This is a genomic window from Armatimonadota bacterium (genome assembly GCA_018268395.1).
Classification (GTDB): Bacteria; Armatimonadota; Fimbriimonadia; order Fimbriimonadales; family Fimbriimonadaceae; genus JAEURO01.
This window is the reverse complement of record JAFDWQ010000003.1, coordinates 61,616-86,333: the sequence shown is the minus strand read 5'-3', so window position 1 is coordinate 86,333 and position 24,718 is coordinate 61,616. Positions and strand designations below refer to the sequence as shown.

27 protein-coding genes and 1 pseudogene are annotated in these 24,718 nt (G+C 62.7%); 13 read left to right on the top strand and 15 right to left on the bottom strand.

What is annotated here, in order from left to right; translation table 11 throughout:
- Positions 1 to 24: 24 nt before the first annotated feature.
- The 3 genes from JST30_05880 to JST30_05870 are packed head-to-tail and all read left to right on the top strand — an operon-like array spanning position 25 to position 2,074.
- Positions 25 to 708 carry a DUF2071 domain-containing protein gene (locus JST30_05880; GenBank protein ID MBS1713849.1) on the top strand — a complete coding sequence of 228 codons (684 nt, stop codon included), beginning with the start codon at positions 25 to 27 and terminating at the stop codon, positions 706 to 708.
- Between the two features lie 12 nt (positions 709 to 720).
- On the top strand, positions 721 to 1,206 hold the full coding sequence (locus JST30_05875; protein ID MBS1713848.1) for a DinB family protein: 486 nt from the start codon (positions 721 to 723) through the stop codon (positions 1,204 to 1,206).
- A 31-nt stretch (positions 1,207 to 1,237) separates the two neighbouring features.
- Entirely contained in the window at positions 1,238 to 2,074 is an 837-nt protein-coding gene (locus JST30_05870) for a hypothetical protein (GenBank protein MBS1713847.1), read from the top strand.
- A gap of 6 nt (positions 2,075 to 2,080) precedes the next feature.
- On the opposite strand, the gene JST30_05865 is transcribed toward JST30_05870, so the two are convergent.
- On the bottom strand, positions 2,081 to 2,587 hold the full coding sequence (locus JST30_05865; GenBank protein ID MBS1713846.1) for a hypothetical protein: 507 nt from the start codon (positions 2,585 to 2,587) through the stop codon (positions 2,081 to 2,083).
- A gap of 149 nt (positions 2,588 to 2,736) precedes the next feature.
- On the opposite strand from JST30_05865, the gene JST30_05860 reads away from it, so the two are divergent.
- Positions 2,737 to 3,951 (top strand): DUF1080 domain-containing protein, encoded by a 1,215-nt coding sequence (locus tag JST30_05860; GenBank protein MBS1713845.1) that lies wholly within the window; start codon positions 2,737 to 2,739, stop codon positions 3,949 to 3,951.
- A 220-nt stretch (positions 3,952 to 4,171) separates the two neighbouring features.
- Here the strand turns inward: JST30_05860 and JST30_05855 are convergent, their stop codons facing one another.
- On the bottom strand, positions 4,172 to 5,290 hold the full coding sequence (locus JST30_05855; protein MBS1713844.1) for a hypothetical protein: 1,119 nt from the start codon (positions 5,288 to 5,290) through the stop codon (positions 4,172 to 4,174).
- Positions 5,291 to 5,361: 71 nt separating this feature from the next.
- Between JST30_05855 and JST30_05850 the strand changes: the two genes are divergently transcribed.
- The 3 genes and pseudogenes from JST30_05850 to JST30_05840 all read left to right on the top strand — a co-directional run bounded on the left by JST30_05850 (position 5,362) and on the right by JST30_05840 (position 7,664).
- A complete protein-coding gene (locus tag JST30_05850) occupies positions 5,362 to 6,453 on the top strand; it encodes a hypothetical protein (protein MBS1713843.1) in 1,092 nt (363 codons plus the stop codon).
- Positions 6,454 to 6,603: 150 nt separating this feature from the next.
- Positions 6,604 to 6,750 (top strand): annotated as a pseudogene (locus tag JST30_05845) (prepilin-type N-terminal cleavage/methylation domain-containing protein).
- A gap of 704 nt (positions 6,751 to 7,454) precedes the next feature.
- The gene (locus tag JST30_05840; GenBank protein ID MBS1713842.1) at positions 7,455 to 7,664 is read left to right on the top strand and encodes a hypothetical protein; all 210 of its coding nucleotides are present in this window, start codon (positions 7,455 to 7,457) and stop codon (positions 7,662 to 7,664) included.
- Positions 7,665 to 7,714: 50 nt separating this feature from the next.
- Here the strand turns inward: JST30_05840 and JST30_05835 are convergent, their stop codons facing one another.
- From JST30_05835 to JST30_05820, 4 genes are read right to left on the bottom strand one after another with little or no spacing between them, the layout of a single operon-like run.
- Positions 7,715 to 8,515 carry an NADPH-dependent oxidoreductase gene (locus JST30_05835; GenBank protein ID MBS1713841.1) on the bottom strand — a complete coding sequence of 267 codons (801 nt, stop codon included), beginning with the start codon at positions 8,513 to 8,515 and terminating at the stop codon, positions 7,715 to 7,717.
- A 4-nt stretch (positions 8,516 to 8,519) separates the two neighbouring features.
- The gene (locus JST30_05830) at positions 8,520 to 9,161 is read right to left on the bottom strand and encodes a thioredoxin family protein (GenBank protein MBS1713840.1); all 642 of its coding nucleotides are present in this window, start codon (positions 9,159 to 9,161) and stop codon (positions 8,520 to 8,522) included.
- Positions 9,162 to 9,179: 18 nt separating this feature from the next.
- Entirely contained in the window at positions 9,180 to 9,758 is a 579-nt protein-coding gene (locus JST30_05825; protein ID MBS1713839.1) for a hypothetical protein, read from the bottom strand.
- Positions 9,755 to 10,099 (bottom strand): hypothetical protein, encoded by a 345-nt coding sequence (locus JST30_05820; GenBank protein ID MBS1713838.1) that lies wholly within the window; start codon positions 10,097 to 10,099, stop codon positions 9,755 to 9,757. The genes JST30_05825 and JST30_05820 overlap by 4 nt, the downstream gene beginning before the upstream one ends.
- 588 nt (positions 10,100 to 10,687) lie before the next feature.
- On the opposite strand from JST30_05820, the gene JST30_05815 reads away from it, so the two are divergent.
- The gene (locus JST30_05815; protein ID MBS1713837.1) at positions 10,688 to 10,978 is read left to right on the top strand and encodes an FG-GAP repeat protein; all 291 of its coding nucleotides are present in this window, start codon (positions 10,688 to 10,690) and stop codon (positions 10,976 to 10,978) included.
- Between the two features lie 54 nt (positions 10,979 to 11,032).
- Positions 11,033 to 11,929 (top strand): VCBS repeat-containing protein, encoded by an 897-nt coding sequence (locus JST30_05810; GenBank protein MBS1713836.1) that lies wholly within the window; start codon positions 11,033 to 11,035, stop codon positions 11,927 to 11,929.
- A gap of 8 nt (positions 11,930 to 11,937) precedes the next feature.
- On the opposite strand, the gene JST30_05805 is transcribed toward JST30_05810, so the two are convergent.
- The 6 genes from JST30_05805 to JST30_05780 all read right to left on the bottom strand — a co-directional run bounded on the left by JST30_05805 (position 11,938) and on the right by JST30_05780 (position 18,818).
- On the bottom strand, positions 11,938 to 13,446 hold the full coding sequence (locus tag JST30_05805; GenBank protein ID MBS1713835.1) for a proline--tRNA ligase: 1,509 nt from the start codon (positions 13,444 to 13,446) through the stop codon (positions 11,938 to 11,940).
- A gap of 51 nt (positions 13,447 to 13,497) precedes the next feature.
- Complete coding sequence (locus JST30_05800) at positions 13,498 to 14,841, bottom strand: copper amine oxidase (protein ID MBS1713834.1); 1,344 nt, start codon at positions 14,839 to 14,841, stop codon at positions 13,498 to 13,500.
- A 20-nt stretch (positions 14,842 to 14,861) separates the two neighbouring features.
- Positions 14,862 to 15,650: a type II secretion system protein gene (locus JST30_05795; GenBank protein ID MBS1713833.1), complete on the bottom strand. Its 789-nt coding sequence runs from the start codon at positions 15,648 to 15,650 to the stop codon at positions 14,862 to 14,864.
- A 40-nt stretch (positions 15,651 to 15,690) separates the two neighbouring features.
- A complete protein-coding gene (locus tag JST30_05790) occupies positions 15,691 to 16,497 on the bottom strand; it encodes a prepilin-type N-terminal cleavage/methylation domain-containing protein (GenBank protein MBS1713832.1) in 807 nt (268 codons plus the stop codon).
- A 125-nt stretch (positions 16,498 to 16,622) separates the two neighbouring features.
- A complete protein-coding gene (locus JST30_05785) occupies positions 16,623 to 17,429 on the bottom strand; it encodes a prepilin-type N-terminal cleavage/methylation domain-containing protein (protein ID MBS1713831.1) in 807 nt (268 codons plus the stop codon).
- A gap of 90 nt (positions 17,430 to 17,519) precedes the next feature.
- A complete protein-coding gene (locus JST30_05780) occupies positions 17,520 to 18,818 on the bottom strand; it encodes a hypothetical protein (GenBank protein ID MBS1713830.1) in 1,299 nt (432 codons plus the stop codon).
- A gap of 39 nt (positions 18,819 to 18,857) precedes the next feature.
- Here JST30_05780 and JST30_05775 point away from each other — a divergent pair, with 39 nt between their 5' ends.
- Positions 18,858 to 19,295: a YraN family protein gene (locus JST30_05775; protein ID MBS1713829.1), complete on the top strand. Its 438-nt coding sequence runs from the start codon at positions 18,858 to 18,860 to the stop codon at positions 19,293 to 19,295.
- Here the strand turns inward: JST30_05775 and JST30_05770 are convergent.
- The 3 genes from JST30_05770 to JST30_05760 form a co-directional block, all read right to left on the bottom strand.
- Complete coding sequence (locus JST30_05770; protein MBS1713828.1) at positions 19,276 to 20,148, bottom strand: GGDEF domain-containing protein; 873 nt, start codon at positions 20,146 to 20,148, stop codon at positions 19,276 to 19,278. The two genes, JST30_05775 and JST30_05770, sit on opposite strands and share 20 nt — an antisense overlap.
- Positions 20,149 to 20,253: 105 nt before the next feature.
- Positions 20,254 to 20,700 (bottom strand): FHA domain-containing protein, encoded by a 447-nt coding sequence (locus JST30_05765; GenBank protein MBS1713827.1) that lies wholly within the window; start codon positions 20,698 to 20,700, stop codon positions 20,254 to 20,256.
- A gap of 66 nt (positions 20,701 to 20,766) precedes the next feature.
- Complete coding sequence (locus JST30_05760; protein MBS1713826.1) at positions 20,767 to 21,402, bottom strand: thiamine diphosphokinase; 636 nt, start codon at positions 21,400 to 21,402, stop codon at positions 20,767 to 20,769.
- Positions 21,403 to 21,573: 171 nt separating this feature from the next.
- Between JST30_05760 and dnaA the strand changes: the two genes are divergently transcribed.
- From dnaA to JST30_05745, 3 genes are all read left to right on the top strand, one after another.
- Complete coding sequence (gene dnaA, locus JST30_05755) at positions 21,574 to 22,950, top strand: chromosomal replication initiator protein DnaA (GenBank protein ID MBS1713825.1); 1,377 nt, start codon at positions 21,574 to 21,576, stop codon at positions 22,948 to 22,950.
- Between the two features lie 82 nt (positions 22,951 to 23,032).
- Positions 23,033 to 24,136 (top strand): glycosyltransferase family 4 protein, encoded by a 1,104-nt coding sequence (locus JST30_05750; protein MBS1713824.1) that lies wholly within the window; start codon positions 23,033 to 23,035, stop codon positions 24,134 to 24,136.
- A gap of 24 nt (positions 24,137 to 24,160) precedes the next feature.
- The gene (locus tag JST30_05745; protein ID MBS1713823.1) at positions 24,161 to 24,712 is read left to right on the top strand and encodes an outer membrane beta-barrel protein; all 552 of its coding nucleotides are present in this window, start codon (positions 24,161 to 24,163) and stop codon (positions 24,710 to 24,712) included.
- The last annotated feature ends 6 nt before the right edge of the window (positions 24,713 to 24,718 follow it).

The following is a 24,718-nucleotide window of genomic DNA, read 5'->3' as shown; positions in this document are numbered from 1 at the left end:
GAAAGGCCCGACCTGCAGCCTGTCATGCGGCAGAACTGGCACGACCTGACGTTCCTCCATTGGTCGGTCGATCCGGACGTCGTCCAAAGGCTGCTTCCCCAGGGCCTGGAGGCCGACCTCTTCGACGGCCGCGCGTACGTCAGCCTGGTGCCGTTCACCATGACCGGAGTGACGCCCCTTTGGCTCCGTCCCCGGTCCGTGTTCGCCGATTTCCACGAGACCAACCTTCGGACGTACGTGCGCCGGGAGGGCCGAGAACCAGGTGTCTGGTTCTTCAGCCTGGAAGCTTCAAAGCGATTGCCCGTGGTCGTGGCCCGAAACCGGTACAGGCTCCCGTACCACTTCGCCCGGATGGAACTCCACCGGAGCGGTGGGTACCGCCTCTACCGGACAGTCCGAGTCTGGCCCGGCCCGCCCTCCGGGCTTACCGAGGTCGAAGCGTCGTTCGTCGAAGTGTTCCGGACCGCGGAACCGGACACCTTGGAATTCTGGTTGTTGGAGCGCTACTTGCTCTATTCGATGGTGCGCGGACGTTTTTGGACCGGGCGCGTCCATCATGCGCCGTATCCGTTCTGCACCGCCGAAGCGACCGTTAGGAACGAAACGCTCACGGCAGCGGCCGGCTTTCCGGGACTCGGGCCGCCGAACGTGGCCGCTCAGTTTTCTCCCGGAGTCAGCGTCGAAGTCTTCCCGCTCCGTCCGTGTTGACTAGAATGGGACATGGACGCGGCGACCGTCGCAGACCTCTTCGACCAGATCATCGGAGGGGAAGACATCCCAAAAATCGGCTACTTGCTTCAGCGGATGAGCCCGGAGACTGCTTCGCGAACGGTCCCTGGCTGGCCCTACTCGGTTTTGACCAACCTCGCCCATGCCGACTTTTGGCAACAAATCTGGTTGGCACGGCTCGAAGGCAAACCGAGGCCTAAGTTCCGAGACGACTGGCGCGTCCCTGAACCGGAAGAGTTCGAACCTGTCCGGTCTTCGTTCTTGACGAACTTGAAGCGTGCCCGCCAAATGGTGGCGGACTGGCCGCTGGGCCACGACTTGGAAAGCGACGACAAGGCCCTTCATATGCTCGTGTCGTTGGCCGTACACGACGCGTATCACATCGGGCAGATCAAACTGATGGCTAGAATCTTAGACGAAGGTCGGACGAAACAAGGGAAGGCCCGTACAGAGCGACAAAAAACACCTGTAAAATAAACGGGTTGCATTCGCGTTTGGAGAGGCACATATGACACTTTCACACCGCATCCGCGCCATCGCCGTCGCACTGTCCGTAGCCTTGTCGCCGGCCGTTCTCGCCGTCGACGCGATGACCTTGACCAGCGGAGACGTCCGTTGGTCGATGAGCGGTCTTCAGGGCCAACGACTGACCGGTTCGGGAGGCCAAGGAAGCTTTTCCGTCGGAGGCACGGTCTCCCCGTTCAGTCAATGGATGTGGTACCGGACCGAGTTCGACACGCGTGAGTTCGGGCTGTCCAACCAGACGTTCAGCGACGTCGGTACCGACCACGCCGCCTTACACTACACCGAAGATGCGGGCGGGTTCGACGACGCCCTCCTTGTCGTCACCGAGTACACGGTGGCCGATCTCGGTGGAGGCTCCGCAGAAGCGACCGTCAATTTCGGCGTCTTCAACCTTCTCGGACAAGCCGTGAGCTTCAGCCTCTTCTCGTTCGCCGACCCCGACCTCAACGGCACGGCCGGAGACGATTCAGCGGTCATCGGCGGTGACTTTAACGAGACCCAGTCCGTCTTCGACGCCGTTACAGGCACGACACTGACCACGACGGCTTCGACGCGCCGCCTCGAGGGATACGAGATCGGCCCTGGCGGCTCGATCTTGCCTCGGCTCACGGATTCGGCGCTCGATTCGCTGTCCGACACGGGCTCGCCGTTCGGGCCAGGAGACTACACGGGCGCCTTCCAATGGAACGCTTCGGTCTCGAACCTCAGCGTCGCCTTCGTGGGCAGCGTCAAATACCACTGGGAAGTGGTTCCCGAGCCGTCGCTGCTGCTGGGGCTCGGGATCCCGCTCCTTGGACTGTTGAAACGCCGGAAGCGCTAGAGCGGCTTACTTGGCCCGGTGCATGTCGAACGTGATCGATGCGCCGGGCTTTCCGTCCTGATAGGACGTCCATTCGCCCGTGATGTGGTCGTCGTCGATAAACCGATAGGTCGCCGTGTGCATGTGCATGTCCGACGGCTTCATGTTCGTCCCGCTGACGAACTCGAAGGACACCACTTTGGGATCCTTGCCCGGCTTCATCCGCATACGGGGCTGGTTGTGGCCGGCGCAATAGTGCACGAGTTCGAAACTCTCGTTGTTCAGGTGGTACATCGTCACCATTTCGTGCGGCTGGCCCGGTTCCATGGTCTCCATGACCACGCTTCCAGCTCCGGTCGTCTTGTAGGTCACGGTCGAGTCCATCTCCATATCGCCGACCTTGCCTTTGCCCTTCCAAGTCCCTTCAAGCTTCTTGAACATCTCGAAGGCGGCTTTGGCCTGTTCTTTATCGTCGCAATAGGCCGCCGTCGCGACAAGGGCCATCGTCAGCACAAGTGTGAGAATCCGCTTCATGTCCTCAGTCCTCTCAAACGGCACCTTTTACCCCAGTCCGGTCCCGCTTCAAGCTCAGGGTCGTCACGACAGGGGCACGAAAATCTCGTCGGTGGCGACAAGCCCTTGGAATCGTGGTACACCTAGCACCGCTCGACCGTGGTGAACCGATGACCGCAGCTTTGACCGCCGCCCTTCTCCTCGTCCCTTCTGCCGCTGACTGGAAGCCTCTCTTCGACGGAAAGTCGCTCACGGGATGGACGCGGCGCGGCGGGAAGGCCGCTTACAGTGTGGACAAAGGCGAAATCGTCGGACGGACGGTGGTCGGCGAACCCAACAGCTTTCTTTGCACGGACAAGTTCTACGGCGACTTCGAGCTCGAATTCGACGTCAAGACCGTCGCGACCCTCAACTCCGGCGTGCAGATCCGTTCCATGAGCGTCCCGGGCTACAACAAGGGGCAGGTCCACGGTTACCAGGTCGAGGTGGATCCTAGTGACCGTGCGTGGTCGGGCGGTCTCTACGACGAGGGACGGCGCGGCTGGCTCCAAGACCTCTCGAAGAACGAGCGGGGCCGCAAAGCCTTCAAGAACGGGCAATGGAACCACTATCGCGTCGTGGCCGAGGGGGACAGGTTCAGGATCTGGGTCAACGGCGTCAGCACCGTCGACCACCGGGACGACCTCACCCGCTGGGGGTTCATCGGGCTCCAGGTCCATAACCACGAAAAGGCTGGACTGGAAGTGCGTTGGAAGAACCTGCGGATCAAAGACAAGGGGATCCCAAGCTCGAACCCTCCCAAGGGCGCGGACATCCTGATCGGCGGTTCCAAGGACCTTGCGAACTGGCAGTCCGAGCGGAACCTGGGCCAGGCCAATCCGTGGCAGTGGGTGGACGGTGCGATGCAGGGCGTACCTGGATCAGGCGACGTCGTCACCAAGAAGGCATATGGCGACCTACGGTTGCACATGGAGTTCATGACCGACGAGAACGGCCAAGCCGGCCAGGCGAACGGCAACTCGGGGGTCTACATGATGCAAAGCTACGAAGTCCAGATCCTGAACTCGGCCCCCCGCGGCCCCCTGATCGACGAATGCGGCGCGATCTACTCGATCAAGGCGCCGGACACCGCGATGGCCTTCAAGGCAGGCGAATGGCAGACCTATGACGTCTGGTTCAAAGCGCCTCGGTGGGAAGGAGACAAGAAGGTCTCCGAGGGCCGCATGACGGTCGTCCATAACGGCACCCTCGTCCACCGCGACGTCGCACTGCCTCGCGAGACGACGGCGGGCCACCCCGAAGGCCCTGGGCTGCGTCCGATCCGGCTCCAAGACCATGGCCACAAGATCCGGTTCCGGAACATGTGGGCCGTCGGTAAGCTCTGAGAGGCCGTGTGACGGTGGAAGGGCACCCCTGTCCACCGTCTTTGGCACATGGTCGCAAGACCGATCAAAGTCCGGTCAAAGACCGATCAACGACCGATCAACGACCGATCACTCTCGGTCATCGCGCGGCTGTCGGGCCTTTCCCATCTGGACAAGCTCCGGGCGTGCACCGAGGTGCCAAAGGTGGTGCTCCGTCGCCGAATGAGGAATGTGGCGCCCGTCACCAGCTCATCCGTTGGGCTTCGGCTCGGCAGTAGGGGCACTGGAGCCGGTTCTGCCCCACCGGGAAGCTGATCGGGCCTGCGCAGTTCTTGCAGTTGACTTCGGGGTTTCCGACATCGACCTTCGTGCCGCAGTCTTCGCAGACCATCACTTTGGCGCCGGACACCGTCTGCAGTTCGCCTCCGCAGCCGCCGCAGTGCCGGACAGCGGTCTCGACAGGTTCGAGGCGTGAATACTCGCCTTTGAGCCCGGCGTCGGCGATCATTCGTTCCGAGTCCTCCGGTGACAGCGTCGGAAGCCACCCTTGGCAGAACATCGACCACGTCATGCGGCGCTGGAGGCTTTCCGGTGCCTGGTCCGGGTGGAGGTCGAGGATGCCCTCCTTCTTGAGGACGGTGTAGCTGTGCTCGAGCTGGTCTTTGACGGTCTGGTAGAGGGGCCAGAAGGTGGCGCTCTCGGCCGTCACCTTGGGGAACGTCCCCGCCCACTTGATGCCACGGACCTGCTCGGCGACCTTGGCGGCAAAGCCCTGATAGGTCTCATCGAACTCGTTGACGGTCGCGGTCTGGGCCATATATTCGACGAGTTGCGACCGGTAGTCCTGGTCGCGTTTGGCACGAGGGGACACCGCGTTCGGACAAAGCTCGACCCAGCGGTCGAAGAGCCTCTTTTGGATCGCCAGATAGGCGTCCCTGTCCTTCGTCTGGCGTGCGAGTTGGGCGTCGGCGTTGGTCTCATGGATGAGGGCTTCGTAGGCAGGCCCCGGCATCGCCGACTGCGGGTTCTCGCAAGCTTTCTGGAAGTCGTAGTCGGTGAGACTTCCGCAGAAGTCGCAGTAGACGTACGCGGTCTTCGGGGCAAGCGTCTTGGCCCCGCCGCAGTTGTGGCAGGTCGTCTTCTTCACGAACTGAGCTCGGGGCTCGGCCTTCTGCCCGGTCAGGGCCTCCATGTTGGCCGTGGCCTGCGCCATGAGCTGGTTGACGTCGGTGGTCTGCGACCCTTGCTGGACCTGGCCCGAGAACTGCTGCTGCAGGTCTTTGGCCTGTTTGATGAGGTCGCCAATGCCGCCTTGATCCCCCTTGTCACCGCCGCCGAACAGCTTCTTCAGAAAGCTCATACAAGCTCCATCATAGTGTATAGGTGCGGATCACAGGAACCTTTCGAAGAATCTCCGGTTACACTACGATCATGTCCGCACGGTCTTGGGGAGTCCTCTTCGTCGCGGCGACCGTTGGTGCCGCCCATGCCCAACTCCCTCAGCTCGGGACTCCGACACCGGTCGACGTCCGAGTCGACAACGTCTTATGGCACCCCCACGGCCTTGCACTTCTGTACTCGAGGAAGGAGAAGGAGGGTCTGGCCATCGGTGTCTACGAAGTCGGTGGCGAAGAAGGGCGCGTGGTCCTTCGCTTACCGGCGGGGACACGATGGATGGGACAGTGGTTCGAGAACCAGCGGACTTGCGTCCTCATCGTCTCCAAGTCCCTCGGCCCGAAGGAAGACGTCGATCCCCGCGAACTGAGCGTGCATTTGTTGGACGCAAGGACTTTGACCGACCGTGTGGTCTTCAAGCGCGTCTTCAAACCCGACGAGAGACTCGACATGAACGTCGATCCTTCGCCTTCGCTGTTCCACGCGATCTTTCGCCTTCGATCCCAAGGCCCGGTCAGGCACTTCGTGCTCAGTCCGGGGGCGAGCGTCCTGACGCCTGCGCCGGATATCGACGCCGCGGTCACCAACGGATTTCATGGGCCGAGCTGGTCGATCTATGGCACCGCCGTTTACTCTCAGTTCGAACCCCGGTCCCAGTCGAAGCTCGATCGGTCCTATGAGCGAGCCAAGGCGAGGGACAAGGCAGCCGCGGCCGTCCAGCAAGAAGCAGAGGCCGAACAGGTCGCCAAGTATCAAGCCGTTAAGTTGAACCTGACCTTGGAAACGGCCCGGTGGCTCGCCAAGCCTTCGCCGCCCCCGACAGGGTCTGACGTCGCCGAAGTCGTTCCTTCGAACGGAGTCCTCCGGCCTGTGAGGTTCCGAGGACCATGGGAGGACGCGGTGTCCGAGTGGCCCCTGTTGACCGACGTGAACCGACCGATGCCCTTGAGGTTCGACCCTAAGACCGAGTCGGCGAACAGTGTCTGGCTCGTCTTGAAGAGCGATCCTGAGAAGGCCGGGACGCTCGTCGGGGCGGACGTCGACCGGGTCTGGGTCTCGCCTTGGAACAACGCCGTGGCCTACCTCGTGGACGGTGCGCTCTTCGTCCGTCCGTGTGAGAAACCCTGACCGACGCCGCTCGGCCTGGGACGGGCTGATCCCGGTTCAGGGCCGGACCGAACGGTCGGGACGCAACGTTAACGAGGTTTGACACAGGGACAACAGCTCGACAACGGAACCTTAAGACCGTCGTCGGATCATGACCGACGGAGCGCAATCATGTTCCGTAAAGCATTCACACTCATCGAACTTCTCGTCGTGATCGCCATCATAGCGATCCTTGCCGCGATCCTGTTCCCGGTCTTCGCCCAGGCCAAGGAGGCCGCAAAGAAGACCTCCGCCCTCAGCAACATGAAGCAGATCGGCACGGCTTCCATGATCTACATTTCGGACAACGAAGACCGCTTCCCGTCCGTTTTCGACGGCGGCGATGCGACGAACTGTGGCGGCGACCCCATTTGCTCGCTGTACCCGTACACGAAGAACACGCAGATGTGGTCCCAGTACCGCCAGAACAAGGACGACGTCAAGCTCGACGCCAACGGCCACCTCGACTACGACAAGAACGACATCGGCTACAACTGGGGCTGGGAGATCCGGTGCGCCGAGGGAATGGTCAGCGAGGAGCAGTGCACGGACGGCGGAGCCGTCCAAGGTTGCGGCGGCCGGGGCGGCCGCCGTTACAACTCGGGCAAGTCGAACACTCAGATGGCGGACCCGGCCAACCTCTTCGCGTTCGGCAACACGTATGACACGCCGAGACAGACGATCGGCGGTATCGACTGGTACTTCGATAACTTTCCCGGCGCAAAACGGAACAACAGCATTTACTTTACGGGCAAGGTCACGATGGTGTACGCAGACGGTCACGCCGGAGTCGTGGCCTGGCACGGAGGAGACGCGGGCGGGTCCATGATCGGGTCTCCGAAGAGCTTCCAAAAGCGCGTCGACGGATACTGTTCGGATCCGAACGGAACGGTCAACCCGTTCCCGCGCGACGGCTTTCCTCTAGGCAAGAACTGGAAGTGCAGTACGTTCCTCGCTTATCCTGAGGCGATCGGGGTCACGTGGTGGCAAGACTGATCCGGACGATCTCCCTGACGGCCCTCTTGACCGTTCCGCTCGCGATGTCAGGGTGCGCCAATGAGCCCGCCGACGCCCCGGAGCCTCAGGCTTCGAAAGAGTCGGCGCAGGCCGAAGCTGCGGGTTGGACCGAGGAACAAAAGAGCGCCTTTCAGTCCGCTCACGAGAGGGCGCGGAAAGGCGAAGACGACAAGTAGCTTCTTCGGGCTCTGCCCGTGTACGGTCAGAGCCGGTCGCCCTTGGACGTTCAGCGGCGGTCCATGCCTTGCCCGTCCAGGAAGGCCTTGAGCCGGTCCCGACCCGTCAGTTTGCTGTCATCGGCCCGCCGACCCGACCGCATCGACCATGTGACCTCGCCTTTCATCCCTTCCAGGACGTAGAACGCGCGCATCCGTTCGTCGTATTCGCTGACATCGATGTCTGCGGAATACGTCTCCCGGAACCAGACCGCCGACTGAGCCAATCGGGGCTTGACTTTGGCCTGCAGCCCCTCGACGGGCCACCCTAAAGTCATGCCGAAGACGCCGAAGACGCCTTCGGGAAGTCCGAACAAGTCCTTGACCGCAGCCGCGTCGTTCCGCAGGGCGCCGATGTAGCACAGACCAAGGCCCATCGACTCTGCCGCACAGGCCATCCGCTCGGCCGCGAGAGCGGCATCGATGACGGCCATCGTGAGGAATTCGGTCGTGTCCAGGGCCGAACATCTCTCGCCGACCCGGACGGCGGCAGACCGTAGACGGTGGTGGTCGGCAAAGAAAGCGAAAAACCAGGGTGCACGACGGACGTGTTCTTGGTCGTCGCACAGACGGGCGACGGCTTCGCGACGGTCAGGTTCTTGGACGGACACGACAGACCAGAGCTGGAGGTTACTGCTCGTGGACGCGCTTTGGGCCGCGCCGATCAAGGAAACGACGACCGATTCGGGAACGGCACGGTCCGAATACCGACGGACGCTCCGGTGCCGGAAGAACGCGTCCGGTACCCCGTCGGCTTCGGGCCCTTGCTGACCGTATCGTGCTGACCACGCTTCGCCCTTGGTCTCGTCCACGCCTTTACTTGTCCTTGAGGACCTTACGAAGTTGCTTCTTGAACAGGGTCAGATCGTAATAGCCGTCGATCATTCCGAACGGCTTTTGACCCGGTTTTACGAAGAACATGACCGGAATCGCCGTTACGAGGTGTTCCTTTTGCAGCTCCTTGGTGGCCGGATCGTCGACGTCCAGGGAGACCGGGTGGGCACCTTGCAGCAACTTGGCCGTTTCGGCATCCGAAAAGACCTCTTTCTTCATGATTTTCGAGCCCGTATGCCAGGGGGCTTCGAAGACAAGGAGCACGTAACCGCCGTCCTTTCGAGCTTCGGCCGTCGCTTCGGCGACGGTCTTCGACCAAGAGACCAAGGAGGACTTTTCGAGTTGGGCCGGCGTCGGGCCCTGGCCCTGCGACGGGGCCGGAGTCGTCGGTTCCTTGTCCTGTGGCGGGTTTGACGATGTCGACGGCGTCTTTCCGTCGCCTGTCGCCTTCCGGTCGGTCGAGCCGTCCGGTGCGGGCGTCTGGTCAGAGCCGTCGCCGACCGGCCCTTGAGACGCCTGCTTGCCCGACCCGGACCCGTCGACCTTGACGGTGGGCTGATCGGTAGGGCCGTTGCACCCCGCCAGTGCGACGGAGAGGAGCAACGCCGGAAGCCAGGACTTCATAGTCTGGATTCTGGCCGATCAGCCGCCTTTCTTCTTCAGTTCCAGCAGAAGGTCGTAGGCCAGCGGGTCGAGGAGGACGGCACCCACCCAGCGACGGAGTTTGTCCCGGTCGGTCACTTTGCTCTCTTTGTCACCGGCGTTTTGGATCGAGTTGGTGGCGGCTTTGATCTGACCTTCGTCGAGGGTCTCTTCGACGGCTTTAAGGACCGTCTCCAATTGCTCGTTGACCATGATCTCCCTCACTTTGCGCAAGGCGGCCAAGACTCGCAGGTACTCGGTCGTCTTCTCTTTCGCCGTCACGAGGCCCTTTTCCTTGGCGTCTTTCAGGTCGCTGTCGACCTTCGGTTCGAGTTTCTTCAACTCGTCGAGTTCGATTCGTTCGGTCGCTTTGGACGCTTCGCGGGCCTTCTCGATCACGGGGAGCAGCTTGCCGAGTTGCTCTTTGGTCAAGAGGACGGGAAGGATCTGGTTCAGCAGGTCGAGTTGGCGTAGCTTGACGAGGATGCGCGAAGCGACGTCCTGCTCCGGCGGGCCGGACGGTAAGGCCGGACTGACGAGACAGACGGCGAAAAGCAACGGTACGAACAGACGTCTCATGAAGGATCCTTCTTAGCCACAGACGGCTCGGTGGCCACTCCCGTTTCCCGACGGAACGCACGGGATGCGACGGCGAGCGCGCCCCAAGCTTGGACGTACACGAACAGGGCGCCCAAGACCGTGACCGCGGCCCATGCCCACGGCGCAAGGACTCCGTCGACGAGCCCACGGCCGGCCGCGATCCCGACGAGTCCAGAGACCAGAAGCAACGCTCCGCCGATCAAGGCGAGGACGCCGAGGGCCGGATGAGGCGTTCTGGCGGAGGCCAGCACGCGCTTCGCAGCCCAGACCCCGAACAAGCACCAGACCAAGAAACTGAGACCGGCTTGCGCCCACAGCACGTCTGGCAATCTACCCGTGCGGACGCTTCCCGTCCGGGCCGGGTCTGCCGCCTCAAAAACGGAATGGGCCGGAACCTGCACAAGTGCAGATCCCGGCCGCAATCTGCGTAGCGGCACGTCCCCGAAGGGCGCCACCGCACGCCGGGCGTCCCGAACCCTGAGCCGGCGAACCGCCGAAGCGGTGCCGAGGGCGGTGCCCGAACGCTTTCGCCCGAAGGCTTCGGCGTCGTCCGCCGGACGAGGACCATCGGGTCGGCTTGAACCCGCTGCCCGATTCGACCAGTCTTAGCAAGCCTTATGGCGACCGGCCGAACCTCCGTCCAGCGTCGTGTCGCGATCGCTGCCCGCTGTTCGGCCCACGGATCCCGCAGGATCCTTGATGCGTGCCGGACGGGCGTTCCCGCTTCACGGTGTCGGTCTTCTGAGCGGCCACCGGTCTGAGCGGATTTCTCTCTCTGGATCGGCTTGTCGGCCTTTCTTCTTCCGACATGAGAACTGTACACCGTATTCGGGCGGGGCGCAAGCGGTTTCATCGGCTTCTCTGCACCGCTTATCCACCGACTTATCCACTTCGACTACAATGGAAGAATGATCTGGCTCCTGGCCGCGGCGTTGTCGGAGCCGCCCTGGCGGTCGTTCGGACTCGCGGATCCGGTCAGGGTCCTGGCCGACGGGACTCCGATCGATACCGAACACGGGCACGCCGCACCGTGCTTGGCCGATCTTGACCGCGACGGGAAGCCGGACCTCCTCGTGGGCCAGTTCGAAGGCGGCAAGCTCAAGGTCTACCGGAACACCGGGACGGCGGCCGCCCCCGTGTTCGGAAAGCCGCAGTGGTTCCAAGCAGGCGGCACGACCGGTGCTGTCTCCTATGGGTGATGCATCGGATTCGGCCCGCAGTTCGCGGACCTGGATCAAGACGGTCGGCCGGACGTGGTGTCCGGAGGTTATGACGGGCCTGTCACGGTTTTCCGCGGCCGGAACGACGGAACGTTCGACCTCGGCGTCACGATGTCTGGCCCGGACGGAAAGCCGCTGGCCCCGGACAGCGCGATCGCCGTGTCCCTCTTCGATTGGAACTCGGACAAGCGTCCCGACCTCTTTCTCGGTTCGCTCGGGGGGGCCGTCTACTACGCGCCGAACAAGGGAGCGCTCGCCTTGGGGACCCCCGTCAAACTGACGGCGGCAGGCAGCGAAATCGTGGCACCGGACGGAGGCCCTGCCGTCGCGGACTGGGACGGGGATAAGACCGCGGACCTCCTTCTGGGTTCGGAAGACGGTTCGGTCACGTTCTATAAGGGCGTCAAAGGCACGGTCCCGACGTTCGAAAAAGGCCGGGCTATCGTGCCTCCCATCGTTCCCCCAGGCGTCGAAGACGATCAAAAGCGGCTCGACATCTTCGATGCGACGGCAGGCAAACGACCTTCCATGAGGCCTAAACCGTTCGTCGGAGACTGGAACGGCGACGGGAAGTCCGACCTCGTCGTCGGCGACTTTACGATGCTGAGGGGCACTCCCCCGAAGTTGACTGAGGCCGAAGCGGCCGAGCATCAGAAGTTCACGGCCGAAATCGCCCGGCTCTCGAAGATCCTTGACGGGCTGCAGTCAAAGGCCAAGTCACGGGCGCTGAAAGACCTCGGACTTCGAGAGGGCCAGACCTTGACCGCAGACCAGGAGTCGCAACTCGCAGAAAGGTCGGCAGCGATCCTGTCCGAAGACCCGCAGTTCGAACCGACCAACAACGCCCTCATCGAAGTCTTCGGCAACGACCAGAAGTACCAGCCTCCCGTGGACTACCACGGGTTCGTTTACGTCTTCCTCCGAAAGTAGGCCCAGGGTCAGTAAGCTTTCGCCCAGACGACGCGACGTTGGCTCGGGCGGCCCGTCAGGACGCAAACACCGGGTTCGCCGTCGGCCGGATCGAGCGGCGACATCGGAATGCACCGGATCGTGGCCTTCGTCTCGTCGTTGATCCGCTGTTCCGTTTCCCTCGTGCCGTCCCAATGGGCGAGGACGAAGCCTCCGCCACCTTCGCCGTCGAAGGAGGATTTGAAGGCCTCCCACGTGTCGACGCGCTTCGTGTTCGCCTCACGCAAGGCTTTGGCGCGTTCGAACAGTCCGGTTTGGAGCGAGTCCAAGATCGACGCCACTGCGCTCGTCGCTTCCGAGAGTCCCATCGTCGACTTTTCGCCATCGAGACGGGAGGCGACCACGCAGACGCCCGCGTCCAGGTCGCGCGGCCCGAGTTCGATCCGGACGCACGCCCCCTTGAGCTCCCATTCATTGAACTTGAAGCCCGGTGACTTATCGGTTTTGTCCACGGTGACACGAAGAGCGGACCCGTGCCACGTCGAAGACCTCAGCTCGCCCGCGAGCCGGTCGCAGGCCTCATAGACCCGGTCACGGTCGTCTGCCTTTCCGATCGGGACGATCACGACCTGGACAGGGGCCAAGCGGGGCGGGCAAACGAGCCCCCGGTCGTCGCTATGGGCCATCAGCATCGTACCGATCAGACGCGTCGATACGCCCCACGACGTTCCCCAGACGTACTCCTCCCGGCCCTCTTTGCTTTGGTACTTTACGTCGAAGGCCTTGCCGAAGTTCTGTCCCAGATGGTGCGACGTCCCAGCTTGGATCGCTCGCAGGTCTTGGGTCATCGCCTCGATCGTGTAGGTGTGATCGGCGCCCGCGAACTTCTCGCCGTCGCTCTTGAGACCGGGCACGACCGGGACGCACATCCACTCTTCGGCCATCCGCCGATAGACGTCAAGGATTTTGAGCGACTCTTCCTCCGCCTCGTCGTAGGTGGCGTGTGCCGTGTGGCCCTCTTGCCAGAAGAACTCGGACGTCCGAAGGAACAGTCGGGGGCGCAGCTCCCAACGCATGACGTTCGCCCACTGGTTGATGAGGATGGGCAAGTCCCGCCAGGACTGGATCCAGTTCTTATAGGAGTACCAGATGATGGTCTCGCTTGTCGGCCGGATCACATAAGGTTCTTCGAGCTCGGCAGCGGGATCGGGAACGAGCCCCTTGCCGTCCGGGTTGCCGGTCAACCGCGTGTGAGTGACGATGGCGCACTCTTTAGCGAATCCCTCGACGTGCTCGGCCTCTTTCTCGAAAAACGACTTCGGGATCAGGAGCGGGAAGCACGCGTTGACGTGGCCCGTCGCTTTGAACATGCCGTCCAAGGCGTCCCGCATGAGTTCCCAGATGGCATAACCGTGCGGTTTGATGACCATGCAGCCGCGCACGACGGAGTTCTCCGCCAGGTCGGCCCGCTTGACCAGGTCGTTGTACCAATCCGCGTAGTTCTCCGCCCGGGGAGTGATCCCGAGATCCTTGCTCATGGACAAGGATTGTGGCACGGCCAGGGTCGGGAGTCCGGCCGACGGGTCGACTTACCGAGCGACGCTTCCGAACACCACGCGCACGGACTTCCGCGAGACCATTCGCCCGCCCCCATAGGCTTCGACCGTCAGGACGGCCGGACCTTTGGGAAAGGCCGAAGTGTCCAACACCCGTTGCCAATGACCGTCGGCACCCCCGCCTGTCAAGGGTTTGCCGTTGACCAAGAAGCGGGCCGACGGCTTTTCGTCGTTCACTTTGGCCCAAGCGGACAGCCGGACACGGCCCATGAGGGGTTCTCCGTCGCGGACAGGCATCGGCGTCACCGGCGGGCGGGCGGGCTCTTCGTCCGGAGCGTCCGAGTGCCCCAGGAAATAGGGTTGTTTGACGACGGCCCGATAGGTCGCAAGGACGTCCGGATCTTGTGTGACGGCGTAGTTGTTGTTCTTCGCGTGGCTCAGGTCGAGGTTGTTGCCGTTGAAGTAGTTGATCGCCTTGACCCTCGGATACTTCCTTGGTAAAGCGAGGTACAGCGACTTGATGCACCGCACGGCATATTCGGTCTTCTTCTCGTCCTCCAGGGCGGAGTAGTGCGTCGCGCCGTATTCGCCGATCATGATCGGTTTCCGGTCCGAATACATACGGTACACCGGGTCGAGCATGTCGCAAGGGTGGACCTGCCACCCGGGGGTCGATGGATCCTGGTTGAAGTAGGTGACGTTGTACATGTTGACGCCGACCCAATCGACGACGTCGTCACCGGGATAGAAGCTTGGAATGTTGGTCACGGGGCTACAGTACGGAGCCCACACCATCGCGACGTTCGGCGCCCGGTCGTGCATCGTCTCCGCGACGAGCCGGAACTTCTCCTTGTAGAGGTCCGGATCCTCGCTGTAAGGCGTCCACGTCCCGTTCATCTCGCTCCCAAAGCGGAGGAAGACCTTGGCTCCGGTCGACCTGAGGTCGTCGGCCAGTTCTCGGAGATAGTCGTCGCTTTTGACGTATGCGAGCCCGTTGTTCGGTTCGAGCGCGATGTGGACGATCCGCCCTTCTGCGCCGCGCTCGGCCACCCAAGCTTTGGCGAGGGGCACTCCGTACCCCATATAGAAAAAGTAGCTGGCATGACGCTTGCCCGCCAGGGCCTCGAAGTCCTCAGGGAACCTGTGGACCCGGCCGACTTCGTCCCGCTCGGTCCTTGGAAGGCTCCGGTCCAAGTCGATGTACGCCCCCAGGTAACAACCCCAAGGCGGTTCGAACCGGGCGCCGGTGTCGTTCTGGGCGACCTCTTCGGGAGAGGGCATCCGGTCGACGTACACCTCGAGCCGCCCGGCCGGATGGGTATCGGGCAGGCAGGTCAAGGCGAGTAAGAGGCGTAACGACGTCAAGCCAGTTTCCATTTTCGGCAGAATTGCCGGGTCTAACGATAGATGTCCTTCCGGACCGAGAAATAGGGCCGCCTCAAGGCGCCGTAGACGATCCTCTTTGCGCGGCTGTCGGCCCAGAGCGTGACGCCGCCCTCGTGGTGCAGCCATTCGAAGTGGCGCTTGGTCGTCCACGGCGGGACGTCGAACCAGCCGGGCCGCTGGAGGAAGTTACAGGCGGGTACGAACGCACCGTGTTCCCAGGCGACGAGGGTCGCGGTCGGTTCTTCGACCTCAGAGTCGCCGACCCCTTCGCAATGCATGTAGGGCACGGAATTGCAGTTCTTTCCACCAGGGCCGTACTCGTTCCCCTTCGCCTTAGGGTTGGTCTGGTAGTACGGCGACAGCATCTCCATCTGATTGAACCAGGAGTAGGCGATCACCATCTGGTAGCCCGTCGGCGTGTTCGGGCACCGTTTGATCGCCTCGTTTTTCAGGTAGGGGTCGATCATGCCGGGTGCGGCCGGATACTTGGCGGGCTGGTCCATCCGGCCGTAGAACCCGCTGTTCAACCCGGCGTTTCGCGTGTCGTAGCCCATCCACATCATTTGCGGCGGATAGCCGGGCGCCTGTGTCATGTTCGCGGTGGCGGGCCAAACGTCGTCGTTCGCGTCCCGGTAAAGGGCCAGACCAAGGCCGATCTGCCGCATCTGCAGGATGCACTGGGTCTGCTTGGCGGATTCCTTGGCCTGGACGAAGACCGGGAACAGGACCGCTGTAAGGACCGCGATGATCGCGATCACGACCAAAAGCTCGATCAGCGTAAAGCCGCGTCCGCGCCTCATCCCAGCATTGTAGGCCGTCCAGGGCCGAATCCCGGGTGCGCTACTGATAAATGTCCTTCCGGACCGAAAACATGGGACGGCGCAACTGTCCATAGGACATACGCTTGACGTGCCCGTCGCACCAGACCGTCACCGCCCCCTGCCTGTGGAGGAAGTGGAAATGGTTCAAAAAGTTCTCGGAGTCGGGAGGGCTGTCGTACCAGTTCGGCCCGAAGAGGAAGTTGCACCCCGGGACCCAAGCACCGTGCTCCCATAGCGCGATCGTGTTCGCGCTTTCTTGGATCTCGGAATCGTTGACTCCGCGGGTCTCGACGAATCCGCGGGGCGATTCGTAATCGACGGCGCCCGGCCCGTACTCGTTGAACTCGGCCTTGGGATTGCTGGTCCAATAGTTCGAATACGCACACTGGTATGGGACCTTGCATCGCGGCCACAGGTTGTAGGCGACGGCGAGCTGCCATCCGTCGGGCGTTTTCGGACACCGCTTGACGCTGTTGTTCTTCAGGTACGGGTCGATCTTGCCTTCGACGGGCGCGTTCCGCGCCGGTAAGGTCATGTCCCCGTAGAACCCGCCGATGAGGCCGGCGTTCCTCGTGTCATATCCGATCCAAGGTTGCTGCGGCCGTCCAGGTGCGACCGTCGTCGCGTTGGCCATCGGGCACCACGTGTCGTCATGGTCTCCCGCGTACATGATGAGCCCCAGTCCGGTCTGCTTCATCTGCATCATGCACTGGGTCTGTTTCGCCGATTCCTTGGCTTGGACGAAGACGGGGAAGAGGATGGCGGCCAAGATCGCGATGATCGCGATGACGACCAGAAGCTCGATCAGAGTGAACGCACGCCGCATGTCAGTTCCTTTTCGTCCCCGTACATCCTATTGCATCGGGGGCCCGGAAATCCCGGTCCGCAGCAAAAACGACGACGGCGGCCCTGGCGCCAGGGGCACCAGGGCCGCGTCAGGTCGCCGGGGGCTCACTGATAGATGTCTTTTCGGACAGAGAAGTAGGGCCGTTTGAGGGCTGAGTAGACGATGCGCTTGGCCCGTCCGTCGCCCCAAATGATCACGGCGCCGTCATGGTGCAGCCATTGGAAGTGGTCCTTCAAGGCCGGATTGTTCGGGGGAGAGTCGAACCAGTCGTCGGTCTGCAGGAAGTTGCACATCGGGACCCGGGCCCCGTGTTCCCATGCGACGATCGTGCCCGCAGGGTCTTCCATCTCAGAGTCGTTCGCCCCTTTACACTCGAACGTCCCCAGCTTGAACTCGCAATCCTTGGCACCGGGGCCCCATTCATTGCCTTGCGCCTTCGGGTTACGGCTGTAGTAGGCCGAGTAGTACTGCTTATTGAACCAGCTGTAGGCGATGACCATCTGGTAGTTGTTCGGCGTCTTCGGGCACTTCCGGATGTCGTCGTTCTTGATGTAAGGGTCCAACATCGCAGGCGCCGAGGGGCGCGTCGCGGGCATGTCCATCCTTCCGTAGAAGTTCTGGAACATACCGGTGTTCCGCGTGTCGTAACCGATCCAGATCATGGTCGGCGGATAGCCAGGCTGTCCTCCGCTGAAGTTGATCGCAGGAGCCCAGCAATCGTCGTGGTCGCCCTTGTACATGATGTGGGCGTAGCCGATCTGCCTCATCTGCATGAGGCACTGGGTCTGCTTTGCGGCGTCTTTGGCCTGGGCGAAGACCGGGAAGAGGATGGCGGCCAAGATCGCGATGATCGCGATGACGACCAGCAGCTCGATGAGGGTGAATGCACGGATAAGGGAATGTCGGGCCATAGGCTAGACCTCTGAGTGAACATGGTAATCCATGAACAGCCTCGAAGGTTGCATTTTTCTCGACTTTTTTGAAGCGCGGCCTGGAGGAACCTAGCGTCGTGCTCCACCGATGGCCGTCGGCTTTCGCGCCCTGAGGGCCATGAATCCGGCCAGGACGGCGAACTCGGCCGCCTGCGACGCGGTCACTGCCGCCGACGCCGTGACGACCCCCGGCCACCGGGCCGTCACGCCGTATTGGAGCACCGAGATCAAGACACCGACGGACGCGACCGTCGCTGCGGCGCGGGTGACGGTGACCTTCTCCGCCGTGAGGACACCCTTCGTGTAGCTTGTCGCCGCCGAGAGCAGAGGCAACGCCGACGACCACAAGAACGCCTGGTGGGCGCCTGAAGCCACGTCGGCGTCGGCCCGGATCACGGCACTGAAAAACGATCGGTCGAGCCCGGTCGCGGACATGAGGAGCATCAAAGCGGACAGTCCCGCACCGATGCCGAGGCAAAACCGTGACAAGAGCTTTGCGCCCGAACCCTCGTGCCAATTCGAGATCACGATCTCAGGAAGGGCGAACGTCATCGTCCGGAACAAGAACGCCAAGCCCAATGCGACTTGCCACGAATTCATGGCAAGGATGCCTTCCGGCGACTTGTTCAGAGCCCAACTGACCATCGGAAGCGTCGTCAGCATCGCCATCGTCGACAGCGACAACGGAAGGTGGAACCGGAGCAGGGCCTTCGCATCGAGCGGCCCGCCCCCGGATTCGCGCCAGAGCACGGTCGCCAACGCCCGCCGGCCCGCGAAATGAATATAGACGGCTTCGGCCACGACCGAACAACTGAGCGCGACGGCGGCCACTTCGGCGCCTTTCAATCCCTTCGAGGCGAACCCGACGACCGAGACCAGGGTGATCGTCGAGATGCGGACCAACGTGCCGAAGCCGATCGGCCGGGTCGTCCCGTTGCGGATCAACAGTCCTTGGACGTGCCGACGCCAACCGATCGCCGGACTCCAAGGAAGAAGGATCAGCATCGGGATGCGCGCCGCCTCCGCCACCTCTGTCGTCTGCCGCAAGACCGTCTCGAACACGAACGTGAACACGGGCGTCGCGGACAAGACGAAGTGGAACACGAACGTCCAGGCCATCAGCCAGCCCGTGAACTTTCGGATCGCCTGATAGTCGGAACGCGACCCGGCCAGTGTCGTCGACGTCGCCAAAAGGTCGATGACCGGGCTTTCGATGAACAAGGCCATCGCGAACACGACCTGTAGCGCGGCGAGCTGGACACGGTGGTCGGGCAACGAGTTCACCGTGCCTGTGCAGACCGGTGCCTCGGCCGCCATCATGATCCACGACACGGCGAGCGGCACGTAGCTCCGGACGACGTCGCCCAAGGCCGGCGCGGTAAGGGAGGAATGAGCGGCCAGGCGGGAATGGTACCGAGCGTGCCGCGTCGATCCGATGACCGTCGTGGGCCTTCCCGTACGATCCTGCGGGTCAGGGATACTGGCCCCGTGGCCAACCGACGGGCTGAAGGCAACCGGCACGAAGACCGTGCGGCCGAGTACCTTCTTGGATTAGGTTACACCTTAGTGACCCGCCGCTTCAAGGCTGCCGGCGGTGAGATCGACATCGTCGCCATGGACGGCGACACGCTCGTCTTCGTCGAAGTCAAGTTCCGCGCCAGGGGCGCACCGGAAGCAGCCGTCGGCCATACGAAAGCCAGCCGGCTGTCCGACGCGGTGGACGCGTACCTGACCAAGACCGGGACCCATGCGGCTCCGACCCGATTCGACATCGTCGCGGTCACGCCCGAAGGCATCCGTCACCATGTCGGGGCGTTCGGAGCTCCTAGACGACGCGACGGTTGACGTCGTCGTCCTGCCCGGCCATCCCCGAAATCCCGGCCGCGTCCCGCACGTTCTTGTGCGTGTACATCCAATGGTCGGCCCGTTGGACGACGGTCTTGGGGTCGGGACCGCTATGGGCGTAGCCGATCGAAGCGAACACGGTCATTTTGCGTCCCCGCACGTCCATTTCGGCGCACAGCGATTCGCGCAATCGGTTCGCGGCTTCAGTGAGACCGACGATGGTGACGTTCGGCATCAGGACGGCGAATTCGTCGCCGCCGATCCGTGCGACGAGGTCGCCCTCCCGGACCAGGTGCTGGAGCCTCTTTGCGAACTCGACGAGGACCTGGTCGCCGACCGTGTGCCCGAAGGAGTCGTTGACCTGCTTGAAGTCGTCGAGGTCGGCCAGCACCACGCCGAACTTCCGTTCGTCGGCCTGGGTCAGATGGGCCAGGGTCTCGTCGAACGCCCTACGGTTCGCGACTCCCGTCAGCGGGTCTTCGCCAGCGAGCTTGGCCATCCGCTGTAACTCGGCCACGAGGCGTCCTTCAAGGGCTTTGACCATGGACTGGTCTGAAAAGAGGCATCCGTAACCGGCAAAGTCCCCTTGCTCGTCGAAGATCTTCTCGGTCCGTACGGTCACGTGACGGACAATGCCTGAGGACGACTTGAGTTCTGCCTCGAACTCTCCCGGCGGACACCAGACCGAGGGTTTTTCGATCCAATCGGTCATGGCCGTGCCTTCGGGGTCTGGCAACTCGAGCCATCGGCACAACAACGGGTTGGCCGTGACGATCGTCCCTTGACCGTCTAGGAAGCAAGCACCTTGTGAGACGAAGTCGAAGAGAAACCGGAACGCGGACTTAGGTCGCAAGCGGAATGGCATGTGGTCGGTTGGCGGGCCTAGTACATCTGACGGAGCGGCACGGCTGCCGATGCCGACGACTCAGGACCTCCGAACCTTTTTAGGGCTCGACACCTATTTTAGCCGGACCACGAACCTTGCGTTGCCCAAAGCGATCTCGGTCCCGTCGAAGATCTCCGATTCCGTAACTTTTTCGAAGTCGTCCCTCAGAACGTAAGTCCCGTTGGAGGAGCCAAGGTCGATGATTCGGTAGACGCCGTCGTCGCAGGTGATCTTGGCGTGCTTACGGCTGACATAACTGCCCTCTGGAAGGTCGCCCAGGTCGATGTCCACCGGCCCGACACTGGCGTCGAAGCGACCGATCACGGCCGGAGCCTGGAACGGGAACACCTCGTCGGTCTCCTGGCCGGCGCGTTTCAGAACGAGCGAAGCTTCGATCGTCCCCGGTTCCGGATCCGACCCGCTCTCGTCTTGGGGCTCGACGGCGGCGACGGTCTGGTCGACGGCGGCTTCTTCGGCGGTCGCCGTTTCGGGCGCCGTTTCGTGCTGCGAAAGGTCCATGGTCGTTTACAGGGGCGACGACGCCCCCGTCTCACTATAATGGTCGGCTTGCAGGGCTCAAAAGGTTCACCATTCGGGCGGCGAGTCGGGCTCGCGACCGACGAACAGCAAAGCGGTACCGCTCTCCAACCGGGCCGAAACCGGTCCCGCGCCCTCGTTCGAGACGCTCAGAAAGCCCGCCGGAGCCATGTCCCGATCGGTCACGTCCCACTTCGTTCCGGTCAAATGGACGCCCCGGCACGAGGTCAACGGGATCAAAGAGACGCGCCGTCCGGCGGCGGCGGGCTCGGTCGCCGGAACGCCCGCCCGGACGATGTGGCCGATCCCGCTCCGGAAGACCACGCGAAGGTCGAGGGGGCTTCGTGCCAGCGTGGACAGGCTTGCCAAGACATGGTCTAAGAGGTCTCCTTCGAGCCCGGCCACGGTGGCCGATCGGCGGCCCTCGGCGTGGAGGAGGTCGAACACTTTGTCAGCGTCCGTGCGGTCCGGATCCGGATCTTCATGGACGCGCGCGACGCCGCCGGACAAGGCCCTGTCGAACGAATCGAGGTCTCCGACGACGATCGGCCGGACGCCGAGCCGGACGAGGCGGTTCGCCGCTTGGTCGGCCGCGTAAACGACGTCCGCGCTCTTCGCCCAGGCCTCGATCTGCGTGTCGCTGGAATCCGATCCGCCGAGGACGGCGAGCACCCTTTCGGACATGGTCCAGTCTGGCCGAAAGTCGGGCTCCGGTCCCGGACAGAGCGCGGGAAGGCCCGTTGAGAACCCGTGGGAAAATAATGTCGAAGGGGCCTGCCCGCGCACCGGGAATTCGACCGGCTCCGTGTGTATAATGCCCTTCCCCGACCGGCCACACGGCCGGCACTTGCGGCCATGGCGGACCAATACACGATTGAGGACAACGAGCAGCAAGTGATGCTAAAGACGGCCTGGGAGGCGGCTTTGAGATCGCTCGCAGGCGTCCTTCCCGATACCGCCATCAAGAAGTTCCTCAGGCCGTTGACGCCTGTCGGCCTCGACAACGGGACGGCCGTCTTCGACGCTCCGGGACAGTTCGTCCAGGAGTGGGTCCGCGAGAAGTACAGCGAGCCGGTCCAGACGGCTCTGTCCGACGCGGTCGGTTCGCCCGTCCGCCTCGAGCTCCGGGTCCAGCCGCGCGAACGGAGCGACCCCGCTTCTGATCCGGCCCGTCACGCCCTCAGTTTCGAACCCACGGTTTCCGACTTCCTTCCCGACGGGAGGTACCGCTTCGAGAACTTCGTCGTCGGCCAGAGCAACCGGCTTGCCTACGCCGGAGCAAAGGCCGTCGCCGCACAACCCGGAGTCAAGTACAACCCGCTTTTCATTTACGGGTCGAGCGGACTCGGAAAGACGCATCTGATGCGGTCGATCGCTTATGAGATCCACCGCCGGGACAACCGTTGCGTGGTCATGTACGTCACGGCGCAGCAGTTCGCCGAAGAGTTCGTCCAGGCGCTCCAGAACAACCGGATCGACCAGTTCCGCAAGTCGCAGCGCAACGTCCAGGTTTGGCTCCTTGACGACGTCCAGTTCATTGCAGGCAAGGAACGGACGCAGGAAGAGCTCTTCCACACGTTCAACTATCTCTATGCGCTCGGCAAGCAGATCGTGCTGTGTTCGGACAGGCCGCCGCGCGACTTGCTCTTGATGGACGAACGGCTGCGGTCGCGGTTCGAAAGCGGTCTCGTCGCCGACGTCCTCATGCCGGACACCGAAACCCGCTGCGCGATCCTTCTCGCCAAAGCTCAGCAAGAAGGCTTCGAAATCTCGCACGACGTGGCGATGTACATGGCCGAAGCCATACCGAGCAACGTCCGTATCCTTGAAGGCGCCTTGACCAAGGTCGCGGCCGAAGCGAGCCTCAGTTCGGAAGAGATCAGTCTCGGCCTGGCACAAAGCATCGTCGAGCGGTACTACCAGACGGTCGGCACGGCCAAACCCAGTTTCGAACAGATCCTCGACTCGGTCTCGAGGCACTATCAGATCAAAGTGGACGAGATCAAAGGCGTATCCCGTAAAGCGCCGGTCGCCCACGCCCGTCACGTCGCCGTCTTCATCGCCCGAGAGATCACAGGCGACTCGTGGAAGCACATCGGCGCCCTCTTCGGCAACCGCGACCACACCTCCATGATGCACGGTTACCGGAAGATCCGCGACCTCATGAACAGGGACAAAGAGCTCAACGCCTCCGTCCGCCTCCTGATGCGCGACCTCTACCCTGAAGTTTAGGTTTCGCAGGTAAGATTCCAACGGTTCGGCTCTTGCACCGGCTGGGTGCGGGTTCTTTTCGTCTGCGTTTCAGGGACTAAGCATGCGGGTGCTGTTCGTCGGGGGCCATAAGGAGGACATCCTCTTCTCGATCATGGGGTTCGAGCGCGCGTTGGCACGCGAACTCGAGGGTCGTTGCGAGTTCAAAATCGTCCGACCTGGGCCCGAGAACCCTCAGGGACAGAAGTCGAAGTGGTTCCGCTATTTCGAGAAGTACGTCCTCTTCCCACGGGTGCTGAAGCGGGAATCGAAGCACGCTGACGTGGTCCACTTTTGCGAGTCCGGCATGGGCATGAACGCGCCCCACGTCACGGCCGCGCCGACGCTCGTGACCGTCCACGATTTTCTCGCCTTAGAAGCCGCCATGGGCGAGTTTCCGGGTTGGGAAGTCCGGGCCTCCGGCAAGCGCTACCAGCAGATGATCCTGAACGGGGTACGCCAAGCGACCGCGCTTGCCTGCGTCTCCGAGACGACGCTCCGGGGCGTCGACCGGCACCTTCACGCTTATCCCGGAATCGTCAGACTGATCCGGAACAGCACGTACAAGCCGTATCACCGCGTGACTTCCGACCATGCGCGAGAGACGCTCCGAAAGTTCAAGTTGACCGGAGCCCCGTTTTTCTTCCACATCGGGGGCAACAAGGCGTACAAGAACCGGCCCGGCGCGCTGAAGATCTACGCGGCCATGCGACGCTTATCGCCCGACATGCCGCAGCGGCTCGTGATGGCGGGCGGCGACCGCGAGGAGGCGTTGGCCCGTCTCGAGGAAAGTCTGGGGATCGGGGCTTGGGTCGATTGGGCGCCGAACATCGGGGACAAGGAAGTCGAAGCCTTCTATTCCCTCGCGACCGCGCTGATCTTCCCGTCGTTGGCGGAAGGCTTCGGGCTGCCGATCATCGAGGCTCAGTGTTGCGGGTGCCCGGTGTTCGCCTCGAACCGGGCCCCGATGACGGAAGTCGGCGCCCAATCCGTCATCTATTTCGACCCGACTTTGCCCGACCTCGCCGCTGGGGAGATCCTGGCCCACATGGACAACCTTCCGGGCCTAGTCGAGCGCGGAGAGAGGAACGTCAAGCGCTTCGATCCGAAGGTGATGGCCGACGCGTACTTGGAGTACTACCGCGACCTTTCGGGTTCGAAGGGCTGACGGGGCGCGGGTACTATCGCGCCTATGCGTCACGGACGATACCTCTCGACCCTCGCCGTCCTCCTCGCGGCAGGAGCGCCCATGATGGCCGACGCTCAGGCCGATCCCTTCCTTGGCCCTTCGATCGGCGTGTTCTATCCGAGCGACAACACCCTTCGGGACGCCCTGGGCGACGCTTGGATCAGCTTCGGCGTCAGCCGCGTGCGCATCGATCCGTACTCGAAGCAGAACCTTGGATTCGACTGGAACGCCTTCAGCAAAGAGCGCAGCGGCAGCAAGGTCTTCATGATCGCGGGCACGATGGGCTACACGGTCCCCTTCGCTAAGCCGGGCCAGCAGATGCGCCCCTACCTCGCAGTCCGTGGCGGCCTTTCGTACATCGACTATGCGGTCAACAAGGCGGTCAACAACCGCGTGTCCGGAAAACGCATCGGCTTCAACGGCAACGCGGAACTCGGCGTCAACGTGGGTGAGAGGCTCAACGTCAGCGTCCGATACGACTTGTTCCCCGACTACGAAGGTCTCGGCTTCAGCGGCCTGAGCCTCTCGTTGAAGTGGGGCCTCGCCCGCTTCTAGACCTGG

What these genes read in the sequence shown, in the direction of transcription:
- JST30_05880 (MBS1713849.1), top strand. Translation starts at nt 25, where the DNA reads ATGCGGCAGAACTGGCACGACCTGACGTTCCTCCATTGGTCGGTCGAT.
- JST30_05875 (MBS1713848.1), top strand. Translation starts at nt 721, where the DNA reads ATGGACGCGGCGACCGTCGCAGACCTCTTCGACCAGATCATCGGAGGG.
- JST30_05870 (MBS1713847.1), top strand. Translation starts at nt 1,238, where the DNA reads ATGACACTTTCACACCGCATCCGCGCCATCGCCGTCGCACTGTCCGTA.
- JST30_05865 (MBS1713846.1), bottom strand. Translation starts at nt 2,587, where the DNA reads ATGAAGCGGATTCTCACACTTGTGCTGACGATGGCCCTTGTCGCGACG.
- JST30_05860 (MBS1713845.1), top strand. Translation starts at nt 2,737, where the DNA reads ATGACCGCAGCTTTGACCGCCGCCCTTCTCCTCGTCCCTTCTGCCGCT.
- JST30_05855 (MBS1713844.1), bottom strand. Translation starts at nt 5,290, where the DNA reads ATGAGCTTTCTGAAGAAGCTGTTCGGCGGCGGTGACAAGGGGGATCAA.
- JST30_05850 (MBS1713843.1), top strand. Translation starts at nt 5,362, where the DNA reads ATGTCCGCACGGTCTTGGGGAGTCCTCTTCGTCGCGGCGACCGTTGGT.
- JST30_05830 (MBS1713840.1), bottom strand. Translation starts at nt 9,161, where the DNA reads ATGAAGTCCTGGCTTCCGGCGTTGCTCCTCTCCGTCGCACTGGCGGGG.
- JST30_05825 (MBS1713839.1), bottom strand. Translation starts at nt 9,758, where the DNA reads ATGAGACGTCTGTTCGTACCGTTGCTTTTCGCCGTCTGTCTCGTCAGT.
- JST30_05815 (MBS1713837.1), top strand. Translation starts at nt 10,688, where the DNA reads ATGATCTGGCTCCTGGCCGCGGCGTTGTCGGAGCCGCCCTGGCGGTCG.
- JST30_05805 (MBS1713835.1), bottom strand. Translation starts at nt 13,446, where the DNA reads ATGAGCAAGGATCTCGGGATCACTCCCCGGGCGGAGAACTACGCGGAT.
- JST30_05800 (MBS1713834.1), bottom strand. Translation starts at nt 14,841, where the DNA reads ATGGAAACTGGCTTGACGTCGTTACGCCTCTTACTCGCCTTGACCTGC.
- JST30_05795 (MBS1713833.1), bottom strand. Translation starts at nt 15,650, where the DNA reads ATGAGGCGCGGACGCGGCTTTACGCTGATCGAGCTTTTGGTCGTGATC.
- JST30_05790 (MBS1713832.1), bottom strand. Translation starts at nt 16,497, where the DNA reads ATGCGGCGTGCGTTCACTCTGATCGAGCTTCTGGTCGTCATCGCGATC.
- JST30_05785 (MBS1713831.1), bottom strand. Translation starts at nt 17,429, where the DNA reads ATGGCCCGACATTCCCTTATCCGTGCATTCACCCTCATCGAGCTGCTG.
- JST30_05775 (MBS1713829.1), top strand. Translation starts at nt 18,858, where the DNA reads ATGGTACCGAGCGTGCCGCGTCGATCCGATGACCGTCGTGGGCCTTCC.
- JST30_05765 (MBS1713827.1), bottom strand. Translation starts at nt 20,700, where the DNA reads ATGGACCTTTCGCAGCACGAAACGGCGCCCGAAACGGCGACCGCCGAA.
- JST30_05760 (MBS1713826.1), bottom strand. Translation starts at nt 21,402, where the DNA reads ATGTCCGAAAGGGTGCTCGCCGTCCTCGGCGGATCGGATTCCAGCGAC.
- dnaA (MBS1713825.1), top strand. Translation starts at nt 21,574, where the DNA reads ATGGCGGACCAATACACGATTGAGGACAACGAGCAGCAAGTGATGCTA.
- JST30_05750 (MBS1713824.1), top strand. Translation starts at nt 23,033, where the DNA reads ATGCGGGTGCTGTTCGTCGGGGGCCATAAGGAGGACATCCTCTTCTCG.
- JST30_05745 (MBS1713823.1), top strand. Translation starts at nt 24,161, where the DNA reads ATGCGTCACGGACGATACCTCTCGACCCTCGCCGTCCTCCTCGCGGCA.